Origin of the sequence: Bradyrhizobium sp. SZCCT0153 (assembly GCF_018129995.1) — a bacterium.
In the GTDB taxonomy this organism is placed as follows: Bacteria; Pseudomonadota; Alphaproteobacteria; order Rhizobiales; family Xanthobacteraceae; genus Bradyrhizobium; species Bradyrhizobium japonicum_G.
Window position 1 is genome coordinate 749,426 of sequence record NZ_JAFCKS010000003.1, and the last position, 18,117, is coordinate 767,542.

Sequence of the window (18,117 nt, forward strand, 5' to 3'; positions counted from 1 at the left end):
AGGCGTGCCCTGCGGCAGCGCATTTCAAATGGTGGAATTAGCTGATCGTCCAGGCCAGCGGCGGTCGTCCGCCTGCCGTCGGGCGCAGATGCACGCCGATGTGCCGGCCGCATCCCGCGGCGAGCCCTTCGAACAGCCCCTCCAGCACCTTCGCGCAGGCGCGGTGATAGTCGGTGACGTCGTCCATCAGCTTCCAGCTCTGCTGACGGATCTCGAAGCCACCCTCCGATTGCTTGGTGTCAGCCACGTCGTCCTGCGCGGCGAACAGCGCGTTGAGGAAGGACGCGAACTCGGCTGCGCCACCGCGGCTCATGGCCAGCGCCGCGGCGACCTCGTCGAAATATTGCATGCCGATCAGTTTGCCGGTGAGGTGCAGGAGATAGCCGGCATCTTCCGGTCCGAACAATTGCACCATCACGGGCGCGGCGGTGCGGACATATTCCATGGCGTAGTTGCGATAGGCCTTTTCCAGTCGCGGTTTTGGCCAGCTTGCGACCGGCAAGGCCGGCGCCGTGGCCGCGTCGAACAGCGGCGCTTCGAGATGCCGGGCGAACACAAGGCGTTGGTCGAGCTCGAGCGGATGGTCGTAGAGATGATAGTAGCCTTCGAGCCCGTCCTGGCCGTCGACGCTCTGCTTGGTGCAGACGAAGCCGAGCCTGGTATCGCCGAGCGCCACGCCGTTGTTGGCGTGCCAGCCGCGCAGCATCGCGCGGCTGACCTCACCAGGCACTCCGCAGATCGCGGTGCCTTTCCAGATCCAGCGCGGCGGCGGATAGCGGATCCAGGCTTTGCGGTCGCTCTCATGCATGTATTCGACATGCACGCCGCCGATCCAGTTGGAGAGGTAGTGATATTGCGCGGCGGCGACCGCCGGCGGCAGATGGCTCAGCCCGAGCTTTTCCAGCCCCGGCAGGAAGCGCTCCTGCTGCTGGCGGCGGAACACGCGAAACACGAACTCCGCGGCATCCGCCGTGCCGCGCCGCGTGACCACGGTGAGGATCAGCCCGGTGAAATAGGCATGGTAGAGATCGGCGACCGCGCGCCAGCGTTTCCACTGGGCTTGCTGCGCTGTGTCTGATGCAGCGGTCATGTGCGCTCCCGGATTGTTGTTATCGTTGGTGCCGCAACACCCTACCCTGTCGTCCCGGGCAAGCGAAGCGCGACCCGGGCCCGATAGCCACAGGGCGTCATTTTCGCACGAGAGATCAACCCTGAGTCCTCGCCAAACTGCTCCCTGTGGTGAAGGGTCCCGGCCCCCGTGCGCAATTGCGCACCAGGCCGGGACGACAGCGGAAAGCTGGGTTGGCGCTACACCCGAAAATGCTTGCTCAGCTTGAGGCCCTGCGCCTGGTAGTTCGAGCCGATGCGCTGGCCGTACATGGCGTCGGGGCGGGCCAGCATCTTCTCGTAGACGAGGCGGCCGACGATCTGGCCGTGCTCGAGAATGAACGGCACTTCGCGCGAGCGCACTTCGAGAACGGCGCGCGAGCCCTGCCCACCGGCGCCGGCATAGCCGAAGCCGGGGTCGAAGAATCCGGCATAGTGCACGCGGAATTCGCCAACCAGCGGATCGAACGGCACCATCTCCGCGGCGAAATCGGGCGGCACCTGCACTGCCTCTTTAGACGCGAGAATGTAGAATTCGCCGGGATCGAGGATCAGGCTGCCGTCGGGACGCGCCGACATCGGCTCCCAGAAATCCTCCACCGCGTAGCCCGCGCGGCGGTCGACATCGACCACGCCGGTGTGGCGCTTGGCGCGGTAGCCGACGAAGCCGCTTCCCTTCTCGCCGGCGAGATCGACGGAGACGGCGACGCCGCCTGAGAGATCGGCATCGTCGATGTCGACGAGACGCTCGGCGGCATGCAGCGCATCGAGCTCGTCGGCATTGAGGATGGCGTCACCGGTGCGGAAGCGTACCTGCGACAGCCGCGAGCCCTCGCGCACCAGCACCGGGAACGTCTTCGGGCTGATCTCGGCATAGAGCGGGCCGTGATAGCCGGCGCCGATCATGTCGAAGCGGCGGGTGCCGTCGGCGATGACGCGGGTGAAGACATCGAGCCGCCCGGTCGAGCTTTTCGGGTTCGCCGCCGCAACGATCTCCGGTGGCAGCGCGAGGCTCTCGAGCAGCGGCACGATGTAGACGCAGTTGGTCTCCAGCACCGCGCCGTCGGCGAGGCTGAATTCGTGCAGCTTCAACTCGTCGATGCGCTCGGCGACGGTGGCGCCGGGACCGGGCAGGAAGCTCGCGCGCACCCGATAGGCGATGTCGCCAAGCCGCAGGTCGAGGCTCGCCGGCTGGATCTGGCTTTCGACGAAGTCGTAGGCGGGCAGGATGAGCCCTGCCTCCGCCATCGCCGCGATCATGCGGTCGGGCAGGATACCATTGGCGTCGGCGGCGATCGTGAAACTCAACCGGGGGCCCTCATCCGGGTCAAACACATCCCGACATGCGGGAAATACAAGCGTTTTACGGCTATCCGATGGACGTCTTGACGGAAAGAGCATTGCGGAATATGAGCATGACTTATCCCGTGGTGATTTGAGCCGGCCGGCTTGCAGCCACGTTAAATAAGTCGCTAAACAGGCCGGGGACCTCTGTGATCCCGGCCCGTGGTTTTATCCAGGCCGGTTTTTTTGTGACCATTTCGGTGGTCACGCAGGAGGTCCTATGTCGAAGTCACCGGCGCCCACCGCGCAATATCGTCCCGAAACCCGTCTGGTCCATTCCGGCACCCTGCGCTCGCAATTCGGCGAGACGTCGGAGGCCCTGTTCCTGACCCAGGGCTACGTCTACAACAGCGCCGAGGAGTGCGAGGCGCGGTTCAAGGGCGAAGACCCCGGCTTCATCTATTCGCGCTATTCCAATCCGACCATCGCGATGTTCGAGCGCCGCATGATCGAGCTCGAAGGCGCCGAGGCGGCACGGTCGGCCGCGACCGGCATGGCGGCGGTGACGACCGCGATCCTGGCGCCGCTGAAAGCCGGCGATCACGTCGTGGCCTCGCGCGCACTGTTCGGCTCCTGCCTCTACGTCATTCAGGACCTGTTGCCGCGCTACGGCATCGAGACCACGCTGGTCGATGGTCTCGATCTCGACCAATGGCAGCGCGCGCTGAAGCCGAACACCAAGACATTCTTCCTCGAGAGTCCGACCAATCCGACGCTCGACGTGCTCGACATTCCAGGGATCGCCGAGATCGCGCACAAGGGCGGCGCGCGGCTCGTCGTCGACAACGTGTTCGCAACCCCGATCTGGCAGAGCCCGCTCGCGCTCGGTGCCGACGTCGTGGTCTATTCCGCGACCAAGCACATCGACGGCCAGGGCCGGTGTCTGGGCGGCATCATCCTGTCGTCGGAAGCGTTCATCGCCGAGCACATCCACAATTTCATGCGCCAGACCGGCCCTTCGATCTCGCCATTCAATGCCTGGGTCCTGCTCAAGGGCCTGGAGACGCTGGCCGTGCGCGTGCGCGCGCAAACCGACACGGCGGCGCGCGTGGCCGAGGTGCTGGCGGACCACCCGAAGATTTCGCGGCTGGTCTTTCCCGGCCGCGCCGATCATCCGCAGGCGGCGCTGGTGAAGAAGCAGATGCGCGGCGGCTCGACGCTGGTCGGCTTCGAGGTCAAGGGCGGCAAGGCGGCGGCGTTCCGCGTACTCAACGAGCTGAAGCTCGCCAAGATCTCGAACAATCTCGGCGACGCCAAGAGCCTCGTCACGCACCCGGCGACGACGACGCATCAGCGCTTGAAGCCGGAGGATCGCGCCGCGCTCGGCATCAGCGAGGGGTTCATCCGCTTCTCGGCGGGGCTGGAGCACGCGGATGACCTGATCGAGGATCTGACGGCAGCGCTGGAGAAGGCGTGAGGCGATCGAGCTCTCGTAGTGTGGGCAAAGCGCAGCGTGCCCACACTTCACGATCACATTGCCGATAGATGGTGAGCACGGCGCTTTGCGCCTTTGCCCACCCTGCACAGCTACGCAGCGGCCTTACATCGGCCGATAGGTCCGCACGTCCGCGGGCACGTTGACACCGAGCTTGATCTGGCCGACGGAGCGGATGATGTCGTCGCCGAGAAGCTGGGCGAAGCAGGCATAGCCCCAATCGTTCATGTGCAGGCCGTCGGCGATGACGAAGCTCTCGACCGGAATCGATTGCTTCTCGTGCCATTCGCGCATCACCTCGAAGCGCGGGAAGATGCCGACGTGACGGAGCTCGGCGACCTTGCCGAGCAGCTTCACCATCTTGCCGGCGCTCTCCGCGCGCTGGTTGATGGCCGGCGAATATTGCGGATCGACCAGCACGACGTCGGCGTCGCCGGCGGCCTGGATGCGGGAGATGCCGTCCTCGACGAGCCTGGCGGTCTCGCCGGGATCGAGATTGCGCAGCACGGCGTTGGTGCCGACCTGCCAGATCACCAGATCCGGATGCACGTCGATCACCTCCTTCTGGAGGCGTTTCATCATCTCGGGCGCGTCCTCGCCGCCGACACCTGCATTGATGACGGTGATGTCGGCGGTCGGATATTGCCGACGCAGCTGCGCGGCGAGACGGTTCGGATAGTTGAAATCGGGCGAGCTCGCGCCATAGCCGGCGGTCGACGACGAGCCGAACGCGACGATCACGACGGGCTGGCCGGCGACGAGCTTGCCCGCGACATGCGGCAGCGAGCCCATCGTCTTCGAGACGCCCTTCGGCGACAGGCAGGGGACACGGCTGAAGATGTCGCCGGCGGATTTCGCGACCTGTTTCACCTTATCGATGGCGCGCGCCGTGATGCCGCGCTGCTCGGGTGACGTCGCGGCGACGGTGGTCTGGGAGGGCGAAGCGGGAGCGGGACTAGCCGACTGCTGCGGAGCTGGCGGCGACTGCGTGGCCTGTGCCTGCGCGCGCGACTCCGAGGCCGGCGTCAGCAGCAGCACTGCTGCTGCGAGCACAGCCAGCCATGCCGTCAGGCAAAAAGGGCGGAGAGAACTCATTAACGCTAGACCTCAATTTTGCTGCTGGGCCGGCTCCAGATGGGCTGCGTCGATCACGAACTGTGCCAACGCCCGGCCAAGGCAATCATGGACCTGCTTCGCCAGCTCGGGCCCGCGGGACGGGCTGAACAGGTCGAACTGCCCCTGATCATTCCACTGCCGCATGATCGCGAAACGATCAAACAGCGGGATATCATGCTCCTGTGCAACCACCCGCATATTGTCGAGGTATGGCGGCACCGAGATCATGGTTTCGGTACGCGGGCTGTATTGCAAATTCATCAAGACGACGTCAGCCCCTGCCTTTTGCAACGCAGCAACCCCTTCGGTTACCGCGCCACGAAAATCGTCGGGATCGATGGCTCGGATAGCATCCACCGTCCCGGTCTGCCAGATGACCAAAGTAGGCGTTTTTGCTTCCATCAGCTTAACGAAGGATCCGGTCGCCTCCTCGGCCGTCTTCTTGCTCTGTATTTCTACGGAGACGTGCACGACCTCCGCCGGCGGCAGCTTGTCTTTCAAAACCGCCTGCATCCGCGCCGGATAAGAGCTGTCCTCCGAAGCCGGAATCCTGGTCGAACCGCTGCCGATGACCAGGATCTCGAGCGGTTTGCCGGCCTTGATGGCATCGGCGACCTTGGGAAGCTGGCTTTCGCTGGTGAGCAGATAGGCAGGCAATTCGCAGGCCGCGGGCACGGCGGAGGCGGCAGGCGCAGCATCGCCCGCGCGCGCCGGCGGCGCGGCGAGGTTACCGCATAGCAGGACAAGGCTCAGGAGAACCTTCGCCTTCATCAGCCCCCTCCCGCCATATCGGCGTTGCCGACGGCGATTTTGGTTTTCGCACCGCTCTTGTCAGCTACGCGCTTGTACCACGAAATCACCCAAGCGACGCCCCACATGATCAGGATTCCGGAGAGACTAATCACCGCATGCATGACTGCGCCGCCGGAGACCTCGGCCAGGATGAAATGGCCGGCGAAAGCGAGGAAGACGCCGAGGCAGAATATCTCCAGGGAATGCTGGCCGCACAGGATCAGCGGCCGCAGCCAGGGCGACTTCAGGCCCGGCCACTCCCGCGGCAGGAAGCGCACGGTGAGCGCGGCCAGCGCCAGGAAATGCGTGAAACGCAGCACGTCGAGATCGGTCTTGTCGATCGGATACATCCACTGCTCGAGCCGCTTCGGCATGAAGTGGGAAAGCTGCGGCACGTACCAGGTCAGCGTCACGTAGAATGCCGCGACCAGATAGGCGATCGAGATCCACATCGTCACCCGCGAAGCCAGAATGCGCGACATCCGCCGCGCACCTCCGAGCGCACACCATGCACCGAAGACGAAAAGCAATTGCCAGGCCAGCGGATTGAAGGCCCAGAAGCCGTTCGGATAGGCCGAGAAGTAGAGGTCGTATTCCCAGGTCACTGCGTAGAGCACGACGGAGAGGCCGAGCGTGACGTCAGGCTTCCATTTCATCGACCACAGGATCAGCGGCAGCGCCAGCATCAGCACGATGTAGAGCGGCAGCACGTCCATGTTGACGGGACGGAAGCGCAGCAGCAGCGCCTGCACGATGGTGACGTCGGGCTGCTTGAGGAAATCCATGATGCCCATCTCTTCGGTGTAGAGCGGGTTCTCGAAGCTGGTCGCGACATAGGAGATTTCGGCGAGGAAGATCGTGAACAGGAAGACGTGGGCGACGTAGATCTGCCAGACGCGACGCAGGATGCGCGCGGTGGCGATGACGACGCCGGACTCCAGCATGGCCCGGCCGTAGACGAAGGCGGCGGTATAGCCGGAGATGAAGATGAAGATTTCGGTGGCGTCGCTGAAGCCGTAATTGCGGATCGTGAACCAGGTCAGCAGACTCGTCGGCAGATGGTCGATGAAGATCAGCCACAGCGCGAGGCCGCGGAACAGGTCGAGCCGAAGCTCGCGCTCGCCAATGGCGGGTAGCGAAATCGCCGGCGCCGCGGTGCGCGGCCTGGGGCCTGCGGGCTTGGCACCCGTGGTTCCCGCGATCGTCGATCCCGTCACTTGGTCGGCAATGGTCATCGGGGCCTAAAAACCCTTCCGCAGATCGCGGCGTGTCAAGGAGTGTACCGGTCCGTTCGTCATCTCGCAAAGCGATCGGATCACATGTGAGTACACCCCGGGGGGCGTACTTCCCTGCGAATTCTGGCGGGACGATGTCGCCCAGGCCGCCTCCGGCGTTTGGTTCCCGGGCGGATTTCGGTATGATAGCAACCATGTACCGCGCCGTGACCCGCCAGATCGAAGTGACCGTCGAGCCGAACTTTGTTCCGGAGCAGTCGTCGGCCGACCGCTCCCGCTACTTCTGGTCCTACACCATCGTCATCACCAATTCCGGCGACGAGACCGTGCAGCTCAAGACGCGGCACTGGATCATCACCGACGCCACCGGCCGGCAGCAGGAGGTGAAGGGCGAGGGCGTCGTGGGCGAGCAGCCGACCCTGGCCCCCGGCGAACGGTTCGAGTACACCTCCGGCGTGCCGCTCACGACCGCCTCCGGCTTCATGACCGGCCGCTACCAGATGGTCAGCGAAAGCGGCGAGCGCTTCGAGATCGACGTACCGACGTTCTCGCTGGACAGTCCGGACAACAAGCGGGTGCTGAACTAGCGGGATGCCGTTGGGTGGACAAAGGCGCGAAGCAACGTGTCCACCATTTCGATCACGGCATAAGGTGGCGGGCACGCTTCACTTTGCCCACCGATGTCCGAGTCTATGGCGCGCAGCTTCCCCAACCTCGTCATTGCGAGCGCTTCCAACTGGCAACTCAGCTTGCAGACACGCCTTTGCGGTCTCGCGGCGCGTTCGCCCGAGCTTTGCTCCATCTCTCCACCCTCTTGAGCCAAGAGGGCGCAGGGAAGGCCGGGTGCCGGCTGGCACCCGCGGTCCGCTGCGCGAAGATGTAGCGCAAAAGAACCGCACAGCAGCATACAGGTGTAGCCAATCACTCGGCCTTCCCTGCGCGATGGTCGGACGGCTTATGCCGTGCTCTCCCGGGAGCCGAGTTCGTTCTGGCCTCCCTCGCCCCGCGAATTGACGATGCCGTCCGCCCGGTTGGGCTCGCGCGCATCTCCGCGAAAGCTTGACCGTAGCAACGACGGTCAGGACCACACGGTTTTGCCGTACGCATCAGCGTCGCTCGTCCGCACGTGGCCACGGGCTCGCAGGGACTACCCGCCCTGCCCGCACCTCTCGCGCACGACGCTGCCGCGTCCACCGCAACCCGGCTCGCATATCGTGACGACGTACGATCGCCCCTCAAGGATGAGCCGGGATAGGCAACATCTACGATAAATCCGAATTTCGGTAAAGTGGAATATTTTGCCAGAGAGGATTGACAGCCTCGCAGGTGTATTGCCCGTCGGGTCGCGAGGGCTCGCAGGCCGAGTGCCTACGCGTCCTCGACGCCCGCTTCATCCGGCGTGAATTCGTACACCGACGAGCAAAATTCGCAGGTCACGACGACCTTGTCGTCCTTGACCATCGCGGCGCGGTCGTCCGGCGAAAAACTCTTCAGCATCGAGGCGACCGCCTCGCGCGAGCAGGAGCATTGCGCCTTCAAGGACAGCGGATTGAACACGCGCACGCCGCGCTCATGGAAGAGACGGTAGAGCAGCCGCTCGCCGGACAGCTCGGGATCGATCAACTCGACGTCCTCGACGGTCTCGATCAGCGAACGCGCTTCGACCCACGCGTCGTCCTCAGCGACGCTGTGCACCTCGACGCCTTCGGGCGCATCGCCGGGATGCAAATCGGCCTGCCGCGCGCGCTCCGGGGCCTTCGGCAGGAACTGCATCAGCATGCCGCCGGCGCGCCAGCGATGCTTGCCGCCGTCGTTCGAGCGCCACTCCTCGCCGACGGCGAGACGCACGCGCGTCGGGATCTGCTCGGAGCGCAGGAAATATTCGTGAGCCGCGTCCTCCAGGCTGCCGCCGTCGAGCGCGACCAGGCCCTGGTAGCGGCTCATGTCGGGGCCCTGGTCGATGGTCATGGCGAGATGACCGTGGCCCAGCAGGGCGCCGGACTGCATGCCGGAATCCCTGGCCTCGCCGAGGCGCGCGGCATCAAAGCGCGCGTACGCACGCAGGCGATCCGGCGCCATGTAGTCGACGACCAGGAACGAGACCGGACCGTCGGTCTGGGCCTGGAGGATGAAGCGGCCCTCGAATTTCAGCGCCGAGCCGAGCAGCGTGGTCAGCACGATGGCCTCGCCGAGCAGCTTGCCGACCGGCGCAGGATAATCGTGCTTGGTCAGGATCTCGTCGAGTGCCGGACCGAGCCGCACCAGGCGCCCACGCACGTCGAGTGCGTCGACCTCGTAGGGCAGCACGGCGTCATCGATCGGAACCGCCGATGGTGCGCGAACCGGGCCTTCGGGCCCGGTTTTCATGTCAGGGGATTGGGAAACCATGGCGCTTTATCTGGGGTCGGAGGAGAAAAATGGAAGGGGGTAGCGTGCGCGGGAGCCGTTTGAACCGTACCAAGCAACCTCGAACTCGCTGTCGTCCCGGACAAGCGCTTCGGTCCCGGCAACGCTATGCATTGCCATGAGCTACGCTTGTCAGGGACGACAGCGCCATGTGAGGCGACGGCAACGCGACACGCGTTCAGATCATTTCACCGCGTCGAAGCACCAGGCCAGAATGCCCTTCTGCGCATGCAGGCGGTTCTCGGCCTCGTCGAACACGACGGATTGCGGGCCGTCGATCACCTCATCCGTGACCTCCTCGCCGCGATGGGCCGGCAGGCAGTGCATGAACAGCGCGTCGGGCTTGGCCAGCGACATCAGCTTCGAATTGACCTGATAGGGCTTGAGCACGTTGTGCCGGTGCTCGCCTTCCTTGTCGCCCATCGACACCCAGGTATCGGTGACGACGCAATCGGCCCCCTTCACGGCGGCTTCGGGATCGGTGCCGAGCACGATCGACGCGCCGGTCGCCTTGATGAAGTCGCGCATCACTTTCTTCGGCGCCAGCTCCGGCGGGGTCGCGACATTGAGCTGGAACTTGAAGCGCTCGGCGGCGTGCGCCCAGGAGGCGAGCACGTTGTTGTCGTCGCCGGTCCAGGCCACCGTCCTGCCCTCGATCGGGCCGCGATGTTCTTCGTAGGTCATGAGGTCGGCCATCACCTGGCATGGGTGCGACCGGCGCGTCAGGCCGTTGATGACGGGCACGGTCGCATATTCCGCAAGCTCCAGCAGCGCATCGTGATTGAGGATGCGGATCATGATGGCGTCGACATAGCGCGACAGCACACGCGCGGTGTCGGCGATGGTCTCGCCGCGGCCGAGCTGCATCTCGGCACCGGTGAGCATGATCGGTTCGCCGCCGAGCTGGCGCATCGCGACGTCGAACGAGACGCGGGTGCGCGTGGAGGGCCGCTCGAAGATCATCGCAAGCGTCTTGCCTTCGAGCGGCCTGACCGGCTGATGCGCCTTCTGCTTCGCCTTCATGGCGGAGGAGGCGGCGAGCATGCTCTTGAGCTCCGACAACGGCAGCTCGTTGATATCGAGGAAGTGCTTCGGCGACTTGCTCATCAGCTTGCCGCCCGCTTGGTCTGACTGGACGAGATCGCGGTGCAGGCGCGCTCGAGCCGCCCGACGCTGTCCTCGATCTCGGCTTCGGTGACGATTAAAGGCGGCAGGAAACGCACGACATTGTCGCCGGCGCCGACCGTGAGCAATTTTTCGTTGCGCAAAGCTGCGACCAGATCGCCCGAGGGCACCACGGCCTTGATGCCGATCAGGAGGCCCTCGCCGCGCACTTCGCTGACGATATCGGGATGACGGTCGATCACGGAGGCGAGCTTCTGCTTGAGCAGCAGCGACATCCTCTGGACGTGATCGAAGAAGCCGGGCTTGAGCATGACGTCGAGCACGGCGTTCGCGGCCGAGATCGCGAGCGGATTGCCGCCGAAGGTCGAGCCGTGCGAGCCGGGCCCCATGCCGGAAGCCGCGTCCGCGGTCGCCAGAATCGCGCCGATCGGGAAGCCGCCGCCGAGCGCCTTGGCCAGCGACATCACGTCAGGCGTGACGCCGGTGCGCTTATAGGCGAAGAGATCGCCAGTGCGGCCCATGCCGGTCTGCACCTCGTCGAACGCGAGCAGCAGGCCTTTCTCGTCACAGAGCTGGCGCAACGCCTTGAGGAAGCCGGGAGGCGCCGAACGCACGCCACCCTCGCCCTGGATCGGCTCGATCAGGATGCCGGCGGTCTGCGGACCGATCGCTTTCTTCACGGCCTCGATGTCACCATGCGCCACCTGGTCGAAACCATCCATCGGCGGACCGAAACCTTCGAGATATTTCGCAGAACCCGTCGCGGCCAGCGTCGCCAGCGTGCGGCCGTGGAACGCGCCTTCGAAGGTGATGATGCGATAGCGTTCCGGATGCCCCTTGGAGAAGTGATGATGGCGGACCAGCTTGATCACACCTTCCAGCGCCTCGGCGCCGGAATTGCAGAAGAACACGAAGTCCGCAAAGCTCTCGTTGCAGAGGCGGTTCGCAAGCTTCTCGCCGTCCGGGCTCTGGAACAGGTTCGACATGTGCCAGAGCTTGGTCGCCTGCTCCTGCAACGCTGCGACCAGCGCGGGATGAGCATGACCGAGCGCATTCACGGCGACGCCCGAAGTGAAATCGAGATAGCGCTCGCCATTGGTCGCGATCAGCCAGCAGCCCTCGCCGCGCTCGAAGCCGAGGTCGGCCCTGGCGAAAACAGGGAGCAAATGCGGCGCGGCGCTGTTGGTCATGACGATCACTTGAATGTTGTGGACGGCCTGAATGTGCATTGCGCAACGCACCATTGACCGGTCCGGAAAACGAAACGTGCCGCCTTTTAAGGGCGGCACGCAGCACTATCTTATGCCTGGCAAGACGGGTGTCAATGCCGCCCGGAAAGCCTCGCGAAACGCAGAATCCGTAGTCTTGCGGTGCCGATTTTGCGGGTTTTTCACCACGGAACATGTGGAAGCGAGTCGGCGGACTCTTGCGCGGGAGTCACGCCATATTGTAGCGTTTGGATTGTCAGATACGACATCTCGTGCAGCGGTTCTGATCTCTAAGTCCTTATGTACCGGCGTAAACGTTCGGGCGTCATTGGCGCGCCCGGCGAGCCTTAAGGGATTCTGACGGCACGGGTTTTTAAGGCTTAGGCATTCGCTGCGAGGCCCCAGGATGGCTGGCGCGCAGCGAGGGAAAGGGTGCAATGACGGTTTTGACCTGGTCCGATGATCGCGTCGAGCAGCTGAAAAAGCTCTGGGAGGCCGGACTTTCGGCCAGCCAGATCGCGGCTGAGCTCGGCAATGTGACCCGCAATGCCGTGATCGGCAAAGTGCACAGGCTCGGCCTGTCGGGCCGCGCCAAGAGCCCATCTTCCGCAGCGCCCCGGCCGCGCAAGGCGCGTCCCGCGCAGCACATGATGCGGGTGACCCGTCCGATCTCGCGCGGCAACACCGCGCTGGCGCAGGCCTTCGAGGTCGAGGTGGAGGCCGAGCCGGTCACCTACGACAACGTGGTGCCGATGAGCCAGCGGCTGTCGCTGCTGGAGCTGAACGAGGCGACCTGCCACTGGCCGGTCGGCGATCCCTCGAGCCCGGACTTCTTCTTCTGCGGCGGCAAGGCCCTCTCCGGCCTGCCCTATTGCGCCCAGCACTCGCGCGTGGCGTATCAGCCCGCGGCGGATCGCCGGCGCGCACCGGCGAAGCCGGGGCCGCGCTGAAGCCCGGCTCCAAACGACATCGTCCCGGCCTAACTAGCTAGCGCGCAATTGCGCAGTAGGGACCGGAACGATCGAAAAATGGAAATGCGCGCCGCCCGGCGCGCTTTTTACTTGCCTGTTCGCGGCTGAACTTACGCCTGCTCCGCCTTCGCGAAACGGTCGTCCAGCGCATAGCCGGCGCCGCGGACGGTGCGGATCGGGTCCTGCTCGCGGCCGAGATTGAGCAGCTTGCGCAGGCGGCCGATATGCACGTCGACCGTGCGCTCGTCGATGTAGATGTCGCGGCCCCAGACGCTGTCGAGCAGCTGCTCGCGCGAGAACACCCGGCCCGGATGCTCCAGGAAGAACTCCAGGAGGCGATATTCGGTCGGGCCGAGATCGATCGGCCGGCCGGAGCGCGCCACGCGGCGCTTGTCGCGATCGAGCTCGATGTCGCCATAGGCGAGCACGGTGGCGAGCCGCTCCGGGCTTGCGCGCCGCAAGAGGCCCTTCACCCGCGCCAGCAGCTCCGGCACCGAAAACGGCTTGACGATGTAATCGTCGGCGCCGGTCGCAAGACCCCGCACCCGCTCGCTCTCCTCGCCGCGCGCGGTGAGCATGATGATCGGGAGCTGCTTGGTCTCGGGCCGGGTGCGCAGCCGTCGGCACAGCTCGATGCCGGACAGACCCGGCAGCATCCAGTCGAGCACGATGAGATCGGGGATGTGCTCCTTGAGCCGGGTGTCGGCGTCGTCGCCGCGCATCACCGTCTCGACGTCATAGCCGTCGCCTTCGAGGTTGTAGCGAAGAAGCTCGGTGAGAGCTTCCTCGTCCTCAACCACCATAATGCGTGCGCCCATGGTGTCGTCGCTCCTTGCGTGATCAGGTATTCGGAACCGTCGTGGCGAAGTTCGTCATGTCGCCCTTCGGCCGCTTGTCGGTGATCGCCTGGCCCTCGATCATGTAGAACACGGTCTCGGCGATATTGGTGGCGTGGTCGCCGATGCGCTCGATATTCTTGGCGCAGAACATCAAATGGATGCAGAACGAGATGTTGCGCGGATCCTCCATCATGTAGGTGAGAAGCTCGCGGAACAGCGAGGTGCAGATGGCATCGACTTCCTCGTCGCCCTTCCACACCGCCATCGCCGCCGGCAGATCGTGCGCGGCATAGGCGTCCAGCACCGACTTGACCTGCTGCTGCACGAGGTCGGTCATGTGCTCGAGGCCGCGGAACAGCTTGAGCGGATGAAAATCCGTTTCCAGCGCCGCGACGCGCTTACCCATGTTCTTGGCGAGGTCGCCGATACGCTCCAGATCGGTCGCGACGCGCATGGCGCCGACGATCTCGCGCAGATCCACCGCCATCGGCTGGCGGCGCGCAATGGTGAGGACGGCGCGCTCCTCGATCTTCTTCTGCAGCGCGTCGAGCTCGACGTCGATGGCGACGACGCGCTGGCCGAGCGCGACGTCGCGGCGGATCAGCGCATCGACGGAATCGACGATCATGCGCTCTGCGATTCCGCCCATCTCGGCGACCAGGCGAGTGAGCTCCTGGAGGTCGGTGTCGAAGGCCTTTGCGGTATGTTCGGAACCCATGTCCTGTCTCCTCAGCCGAACCGGCCGGTGATGTAGTCCTGCGTGCGCCGATCGGTCGGCGACGTGAATATCTTGCTGGTCTCGTCGAACTCGATCAACTCGCCGAGATACATGAAGGCGGTCTTGTCGGAGACGCGCGCCGCCTGCTGCATGTTGTGGGTGACGATCGCGATCGTGTAGTTCTCGGACAGCTCCTGGATCAGCTCCTCGACCTTGGCGGTCGAGATCGGATCGAGCGCCGAGCAGGGCTCGTCGAACAGGATCACTTCGGGCCGCACCGCGACCGTGCGGGCGATGCAGAGGCGCTGCTGCTGGCCGCCGGACAGCGACAGGCCCGACGCGTTGAGCTTGTCCTTGACCTCGTTCCAGAGCGCGCCGCCGCGCAGCGCCTTCTCGACCCGGCCGTCCATCTCGGACTTCGGGATTTTCTCGTAAAGACGGATGCCGAAAGCGATGTTCTCGTAGATCGTCATCGGGAACGGCGTCGGCTTCTGGAACACCATGCCGACGCGGGCGCGCAGCAGATTGAGGTCGAGCTTGCCGTCGAGGATGTTGGTCTGGTCGAGCATCACCTGACCGGTCGCGCGCTGGCCCGGATAGAGGTCGTACATCCGGTTGAAGATGCGCAGCAGGGTCGACTTGCCGCAGCCCGACGGGCCGATGAACGCCGTGACGCGGTTGGTGCCGAGCGTCAGGTTGATGTTCTTCAGCGCGTGGTGCTCGCCGTAATAGAAATTGAGGTTGCGCACCGTCACCTTGGGGGGAGCCTCGGGCAATGCTGCCGTCTGGGGCAGGCCACCGGCCGCGCTCATCGACGATACTGAAAGTTCACTCATTTTGCGGTCCTCTCGGCGCCAAGTATGCGCGCGCCAATGTTCAGGGCAAGCACGGTCAGGGTGATGAGCAGCGCCCCGCTCCATGCCAGCTGCTTCCAGTAGGCGTAGGGGCTCTGCACGAAGTTGTTGATGGTGACCGGCAGGTTGGCCATCGTCTTGGTCAGGTCCAGGCTGAAGAACTGGTTCGACAGCGCGGTGAACAGCAGCGGCGCGGTCTCGCCGGCGACGCGGGCGGTGGCGAGCAGCACGCCGGTGATCAGGCCGGCGCGCGCCGAACGGTAGGCGATCCGCTTGATCACCAGCGAGCGCGGCAGCCCGAGCGCCGAGGCCGCCTCGCGCAGCGCGTTCGGTACCAAGAGCAGCATGTCCTCGGTCGTGCGCAGCACCACCGGAATGACGATGACGGCGAGCGCGAGACAGCCGGCGACCGCCGAGAACCCGCGCATCGGCACCACCACGGCGCCATAGATGAACAGGCCGATGATGATCGATGGCGCCGAGAGCAGGATGTCGTTGATGAAGCGGATCACCGACGTCAGCTTGTCGTTGCGGCCGTATTCGGCGAGATAGGTGCCGGCGAACATGCCGAGCGGCGCACCGATACCGACGCCGATCACGGTCATCATCAGCGAACCGACGATGGCGTTGAGCAGGCCGCCCTCGTTGGATCCGGGCGGCGGCGTGTTCTCGGTGAACAGCTGAACATTCAGGCCCGCAAGGCCGTTGTACAGCAGCGTGATCAGGATCAGCGCGAGCCAGGTGACGCCGAAGGCGGCAGCCGCGAAGCAAAGACCGCGGATGATGAGGTCCTTGCGGCGGCGACGTGCATAGATCGGGTTCATCGCGTTAGTTCCCCGCCTTCTTTTCCAGCCGCATCAGCATCAGCCGCGCCGCGGCCAGCACGAAGAACGTCAGTACGAACAGCAAGAGGCCGAGCAGGATCAGGCCGGACTGGTGCAGACCGTCGCTTTCGGCGAATTCGGATGCGATCGCCGCCGAGATCGTGGTGCCCGGCGCGAAGATCGACCCCGAGATGCGGAACGAATTGCCGATGATGAAGGTCACCGCCATGGTCTCGCCCAGCGCGCGTCCGAGCGCCAGCATGACGCCGCCGATGACGCCGACGCGGGTGTAGGGGATCACCACGCTGCGGACGACTTCCCAGGTGGTGCAGCCGACGCCGTAGGCGGCCTCTTTCAGCACCGGCGGCACCGTCTTGAACACGTCGACCGAGATCGAGGTGATGAAGGGCAGCACCATGATCGCGAGGATCAGCGCCGCGTTGAACAGGCTGAGATAGGACGGCGGTCCCGCGAAGATTGTGCCCAGCACGGGGATGCCGTCGAAGATCTTGATCATGAAGGGCTGGAAGGTGTTGGCCAGGAACGGGCCCAGCACGAAGAAGCCCCACATGCCGTAGATGATCGAGGGAATGCCGGCGAGCAGCTCGATCGCCATGCCGATCGGGCGGCGCAGCCATTGCGGGCAGAGCTCGGTCAGGAAGATCGCAATGCCGATACCGACCGGAATGGCGATCAGCATCGCGATGAAGGAGGTGACGAGCGTGCCGTACATCGGCCCGAGCGCGCCGAGCACGGGCGGATCGGCCGACGGTGCCCAGCGCTGCGTCCACAGGAACGAGAGGCCGAACTCCTTCATCGCCGGGAAGGCGCCGACGACCAGCGACATGATGATGCCGCCGAGGATCAGCAGCACCGAGATCGCGCTCAGCCGGGTGATCCAGTAGAAGGTGACATCGCCGAGCTTGAACGCGCTCAACGCCTTGGCGCGATCATACGGTCCGGCGGCATCAACTACATTGCTCTCGACAGCCATCTCAGCCACGCCGATCCCCTGTGCCCGTTTTATATACGCTTATTGTCGGTCTTGCGCTCCGGATGCGGCGCAAAGCCGATCCGGAGCGGACGTCTTGCAGATCCCGGCACTGCGTCCGGGACCAGAGCACTCAGCTCTTGATGTCGGCGGACCAGGTCTTCTCGATCAGCTTCACAACGCTGTCGGGCATCGGGATGTAGTCGAGCTCCTCAGCCATCTTGTCGCCGTTCTTGAACGCCCAGGTGAAGAACTTGAGGGCCTCCTTCGCGGCCGCCTTGTCGGTCGCATCCTTGTGCATGAGGATGAAGGTCGCCGCGGTGATCGGCCAGGACTTGTCGCCGGGCTGGTCGGTCAGGATGACATAATAGCCGGGAGCCTTGGCCCAGTCGGCGTTGGAGGCGGCCGCCTGGAAGGCCTCGGTGGTCGGCTCGACGGTCTTGCCGCCCTTGTTGACCATCTTGGTGTAGGTCAGTTTGTTCTGCTTGGCATAGGCATACTCGACGTAGCCGATCGAGTTCTTGGTCTGGCCGATGTTGCCGGAGACGCCCTCGTTGCCCTTGGCGCCGACGCCGACCGGCCACTCGACCGCGGTGCCCTCGCCCACCTTGCTCTTCCAGTCCGGGCTGACCTTGGAGAGGTAGTTGGTGAAGTTGAAGGTCGTGCCCGAACCGTCCGAGCGGCGGACCACGGTAATCGCGTCCGAAGGCAGCTTCACATTGGGATTGAGCTTCTTGATCGCGGCGTCGTCCCACTTGGTGATCTTGCCGAGATAGATGCTGGCCAGCGTCTCGCCGTCGAACACCATCTCACCCGGCTTCACGCCCTCGAGGTTGACGACGGGAACGATCGAGCCCATCACCATCGGCCACTGGACGAGGCCATCCTTCTCGAGCTGCTCGGCCTTGAGCGGCATGTCGGTCGCGCCGAAGGTCACGGTCTTGGCCTGGATCTGCTTGATGCCGCCGCCGGAACCGATCGACTGGTAGTTCAGACCGTTGCCGGTCTCCTTCTTGTAGGCGTCAGCCCATTTGGAATAGATCGGGAACGGGAAGGTCGCCCCGGCACCGGTGATATCGGCAGCAAAGGCCACCGTCGTCGATGCGGCGACCAAGCCGGCAGCGACGATCGTTTTGATGAAATTCATGCTGG

General features: G+C 64.6%; 17 protein-coding genes and 1 riboswitch. Of the genes, 3 read left to right on the top strand and 14 right to left on the bottom strand.

The genetic code is table 11. The features are described from left to right. Nucleotides 1–37: 37 nt before the first annotated feature. Together JQ572_RS17195 and JQ572_RS17200 are read right to left on the bottom strand one after the other, a co-directional pair. Nucleotides 38–1,090 (bottom strand): hypothetical protein, encoded by a 1,053-nt coding sequence (locus JQ572_RS17195; protein WP_211384169.1) that lies wholly within the window; start codon nt 1,088–1,090, stop codon nt 38–40. A gap of 218 nt (nt 1,091–1,308) precedes the next feature. Further along, nucleotides 1,309–2,415 (bottom strand): 2'-deoxycytidine 5'-triphosphate deaminase, encoded by a 1,107-nt coding sequence (locus JQ572_RS17200; RefSeq protein WP_211384168.1) that lies wholly within the window; start codon nt 2,413–2,415, stop codon nt 1,309–1,311. 109 nt (nt 2,416–2,524) lie between these two features. Continuing rightward, nucleotides 2,525–2,604: riboswitch (SAM riboswitch) on the top strand. 67 nt (nt 2,605–2,671) lie between these two features. Here JQ572_RS17200 and JQ572_RS17205 point away from each other — a divergent pair. Beyond that, nucleotides 2,672–3,868: an O-succinylhomoserine sulfhydrylase gene (locus JQ572_RS17205; protein WP_211384167.1), complete on the top strand. Its 1,197-nt coding sequence runs from the start codon at nt 2,672–2,674 to the stop codon at nt 3,866–3,868. 123 nt (nt 3,869–3,991) lie between these two features. On the opposite strand, the gene JQ572_RS17210 is transcribed toward JQ572_RS17205, so the two are convergent. From JQ572_RS17210 to JQ572_RS17220, 3 genes are read right to left on the bottom strand one after another with little or no spacing between them, the layout of a single operon-like run. Next, nucleotides 3,992–4,981 (bottom strand): SGNH/GDSL hydrolase family protein, encoded by a 990-nt coding sequence (locus tag JQ572_RS17210; RefSeq protein WP_211384166.1) that lies wholly within the window; start codon nt 4,979–4,981, stop codon nt 3,992–3,994. A gap of 12 nt (nt 4,982–4,993) precedes the next feature. After that, the gene (locus tag JQ572_RS17215) at nt 4,994–5,773 is read right to left on the bottom strand and encodes an SGNH/GDSL hydrolase family protein (RefSeq protein ID WP_211384165.1); all 780 of its coding nucleotides are present in this window, start codon (nt 5,771–5,773) and stop codon (nt 4,994–4,996) included. Next, entirely contained in the window at nt 5,773–7,029 is a 1,257-nt protein-coding gene (locus tag JQ572_RS17220; protein ID WP_211384164.1) for an OpgC domain-containing protein, read from the bottom strand. Before JQ572_RS17220 ends, JQ572_RS17215 begins: the two co-directional genes overlap by 1 nt. Before the next feature lie 194 nt (nt 7,030–7,223). Here JQ572_RS17220 and apaG point away from each other — a divergent pair, with 194 nt between their 5' ends. Next, on the top strand, nt 7,224–7,616 hold the full coding sequence (gene apaG / locus JQ572_RS17225) for a Co2+/Mg2+ efflux protein ApaG (protein ID WP_211384222.1): 393 nt from the start codon (nt 7,224–7,226) through the stop codon (nt 7,614–7,616). A gap of 781 nt (nt 7,617–8,397) precedes the next feature. On the opposite strand, the gene JQ572_RS17230 is transcribed toward apaG, so the two are convergent. The 3 genes from JQ572_RS17230 to JQ572_RS17240 all read right to left on the bottom strand — a co-directional run bounded on the left by JQ572_RS17230 (nt 8,398) and on the right by JQ572_RS17240 (nt 11,750). Next, nucleotides 8,398–9,417, bottom strand: coding sequence for an Hsp33 family molecular chaperone (locus JQ572_RS17230; RefSeq protein ID WP_211384163.1), 1,020 nt, complete (start codon nt 9,415–9,417; stop codon nt 8,398–8,400). A 201-nt stretch (nt 9,418–9,618) separates the two neighbouring features. Then, entirely contained in the window at nt 9,619–10,542 is a 924-nt protein-coding gene (argF, locus tag JQ572_RS17235; RefSeq protein ID WP_211384162.1) for an ornithine carbamoyltransferase, read from the bottom strand. Then, nucleotides 10,542–11,750, bottom strand: coding sequence for an aspartate aminotransferase family protein (locus JQ572_RS17240; protein WP_211384161.1), 1,209 nt, complete (start codon nt 11,748–11,750; stop codon nt 10,542–10,544). The genes argF and JQ572_RS17240 overlap by 1 nt, the downstream gene beginning before the upstream one ends. A 455-nt stretch (nt 11,751–12,205) precedes the next feature. On the opposite strand from JQ572_RS17240, the gene JQ572_RS17245 reads away from it, so the two are divergent. Continuing rightward, entirely contained in the window at nt 12,206–12,718 is a 513-nt protein-coding gene (locus tag JQ572_RS17245) for a GcrA family cell cycle regulator (RefSeq protein WP_211384160.1), read from the top strand. 131 nt (nt 12,719–12,849) lie between these two features. Here the strand turns inward: JQ572_RS17245 and phoB are convergent, their stop codons facing one another. The 6 genes from phoB to pstS form a co-directional block, all read right to left on the bottom strand. Then, complete coding sequence (gene phoB, locus JQ572_RS17250) at nt 12,850–13,557, bottom strand: phosphate regulon transcriptional regulator PhoB (RefSeq protein WP_014491300.1); 708 nt, start codon at nt 13,555–13,557, stop codon at nt 12,850–12,852. A 22-nt stretch (nt 13,558–13,579) separates the two neighbouring features. Continuing rightward, nucleotides 13,580–14,296: a phosphate signaling complex protein PhoU gene (gene phoU, locus JQ572_RS17255; protein ID WP_211384159.1), complete on the bottom strand. Its 717-nt coding sequence runs from the start codon at nt 14,294–14,296 to the stop codon at nt 13,580–13,582. Nucleotides 14,297–14,307: 11 nt separating this feature from the next. Then, the gene (gene pstB, locus JQ572_RS17260) at nt 14,308–15,132 is read right to left on the bottom strand and encodes a phosphate ABC transporter ATP-binding protein PstB (RefSeq protein WP_211384158.1); all 825 of its coding nucleotides are present in this window, start codon (nt 15,130–15,132) and stop codon (nt 14,308–14,310) included. Then, on the bottom strand, nt 15,129–15,974 hold the full coding sequence (gene pstA / locus JQ572_RS17265; RefSeq protein WP_211384157.1) for a phosphate ABC transporter permease PstA: 846 nt from the start codon (nt 15,972–15,974) through the stop codon (nt 15,129–15,131). Before pstA ends, pstB begins: the two co-directional genes overlap by 4 nt. 4 nt (nt 15,975–15,978) lie before the next feature. Further along, nucleotides 15,979–16,968, bottom strand: coding sequence for a phosphate ABC transporter permease subunit PstC (gene pstC / locus JQ572_RS17270; protein WP_211384221.1), 990 nt, complete (start codon nt 16,966–16,968; stop codon nt 15,979–15,981). Nucleotides 16,969–17,098: 130 nt separating this feature from the next. Continuing rightward, on the bottom strand, nt 17,099–18,112 hold the full coding sequence (pstS, locus tag JQ572_RS17275; protein WP_211384156.1) for a phosphate ABC transporter substrate-binding protein PstS: 1,014 nt from the start codon (nt 18,110–18,112) through the stop codon (nt 17,099–17,101). Nucleotides 18,113–18,117: the final 5 nt, after the last annotated feature.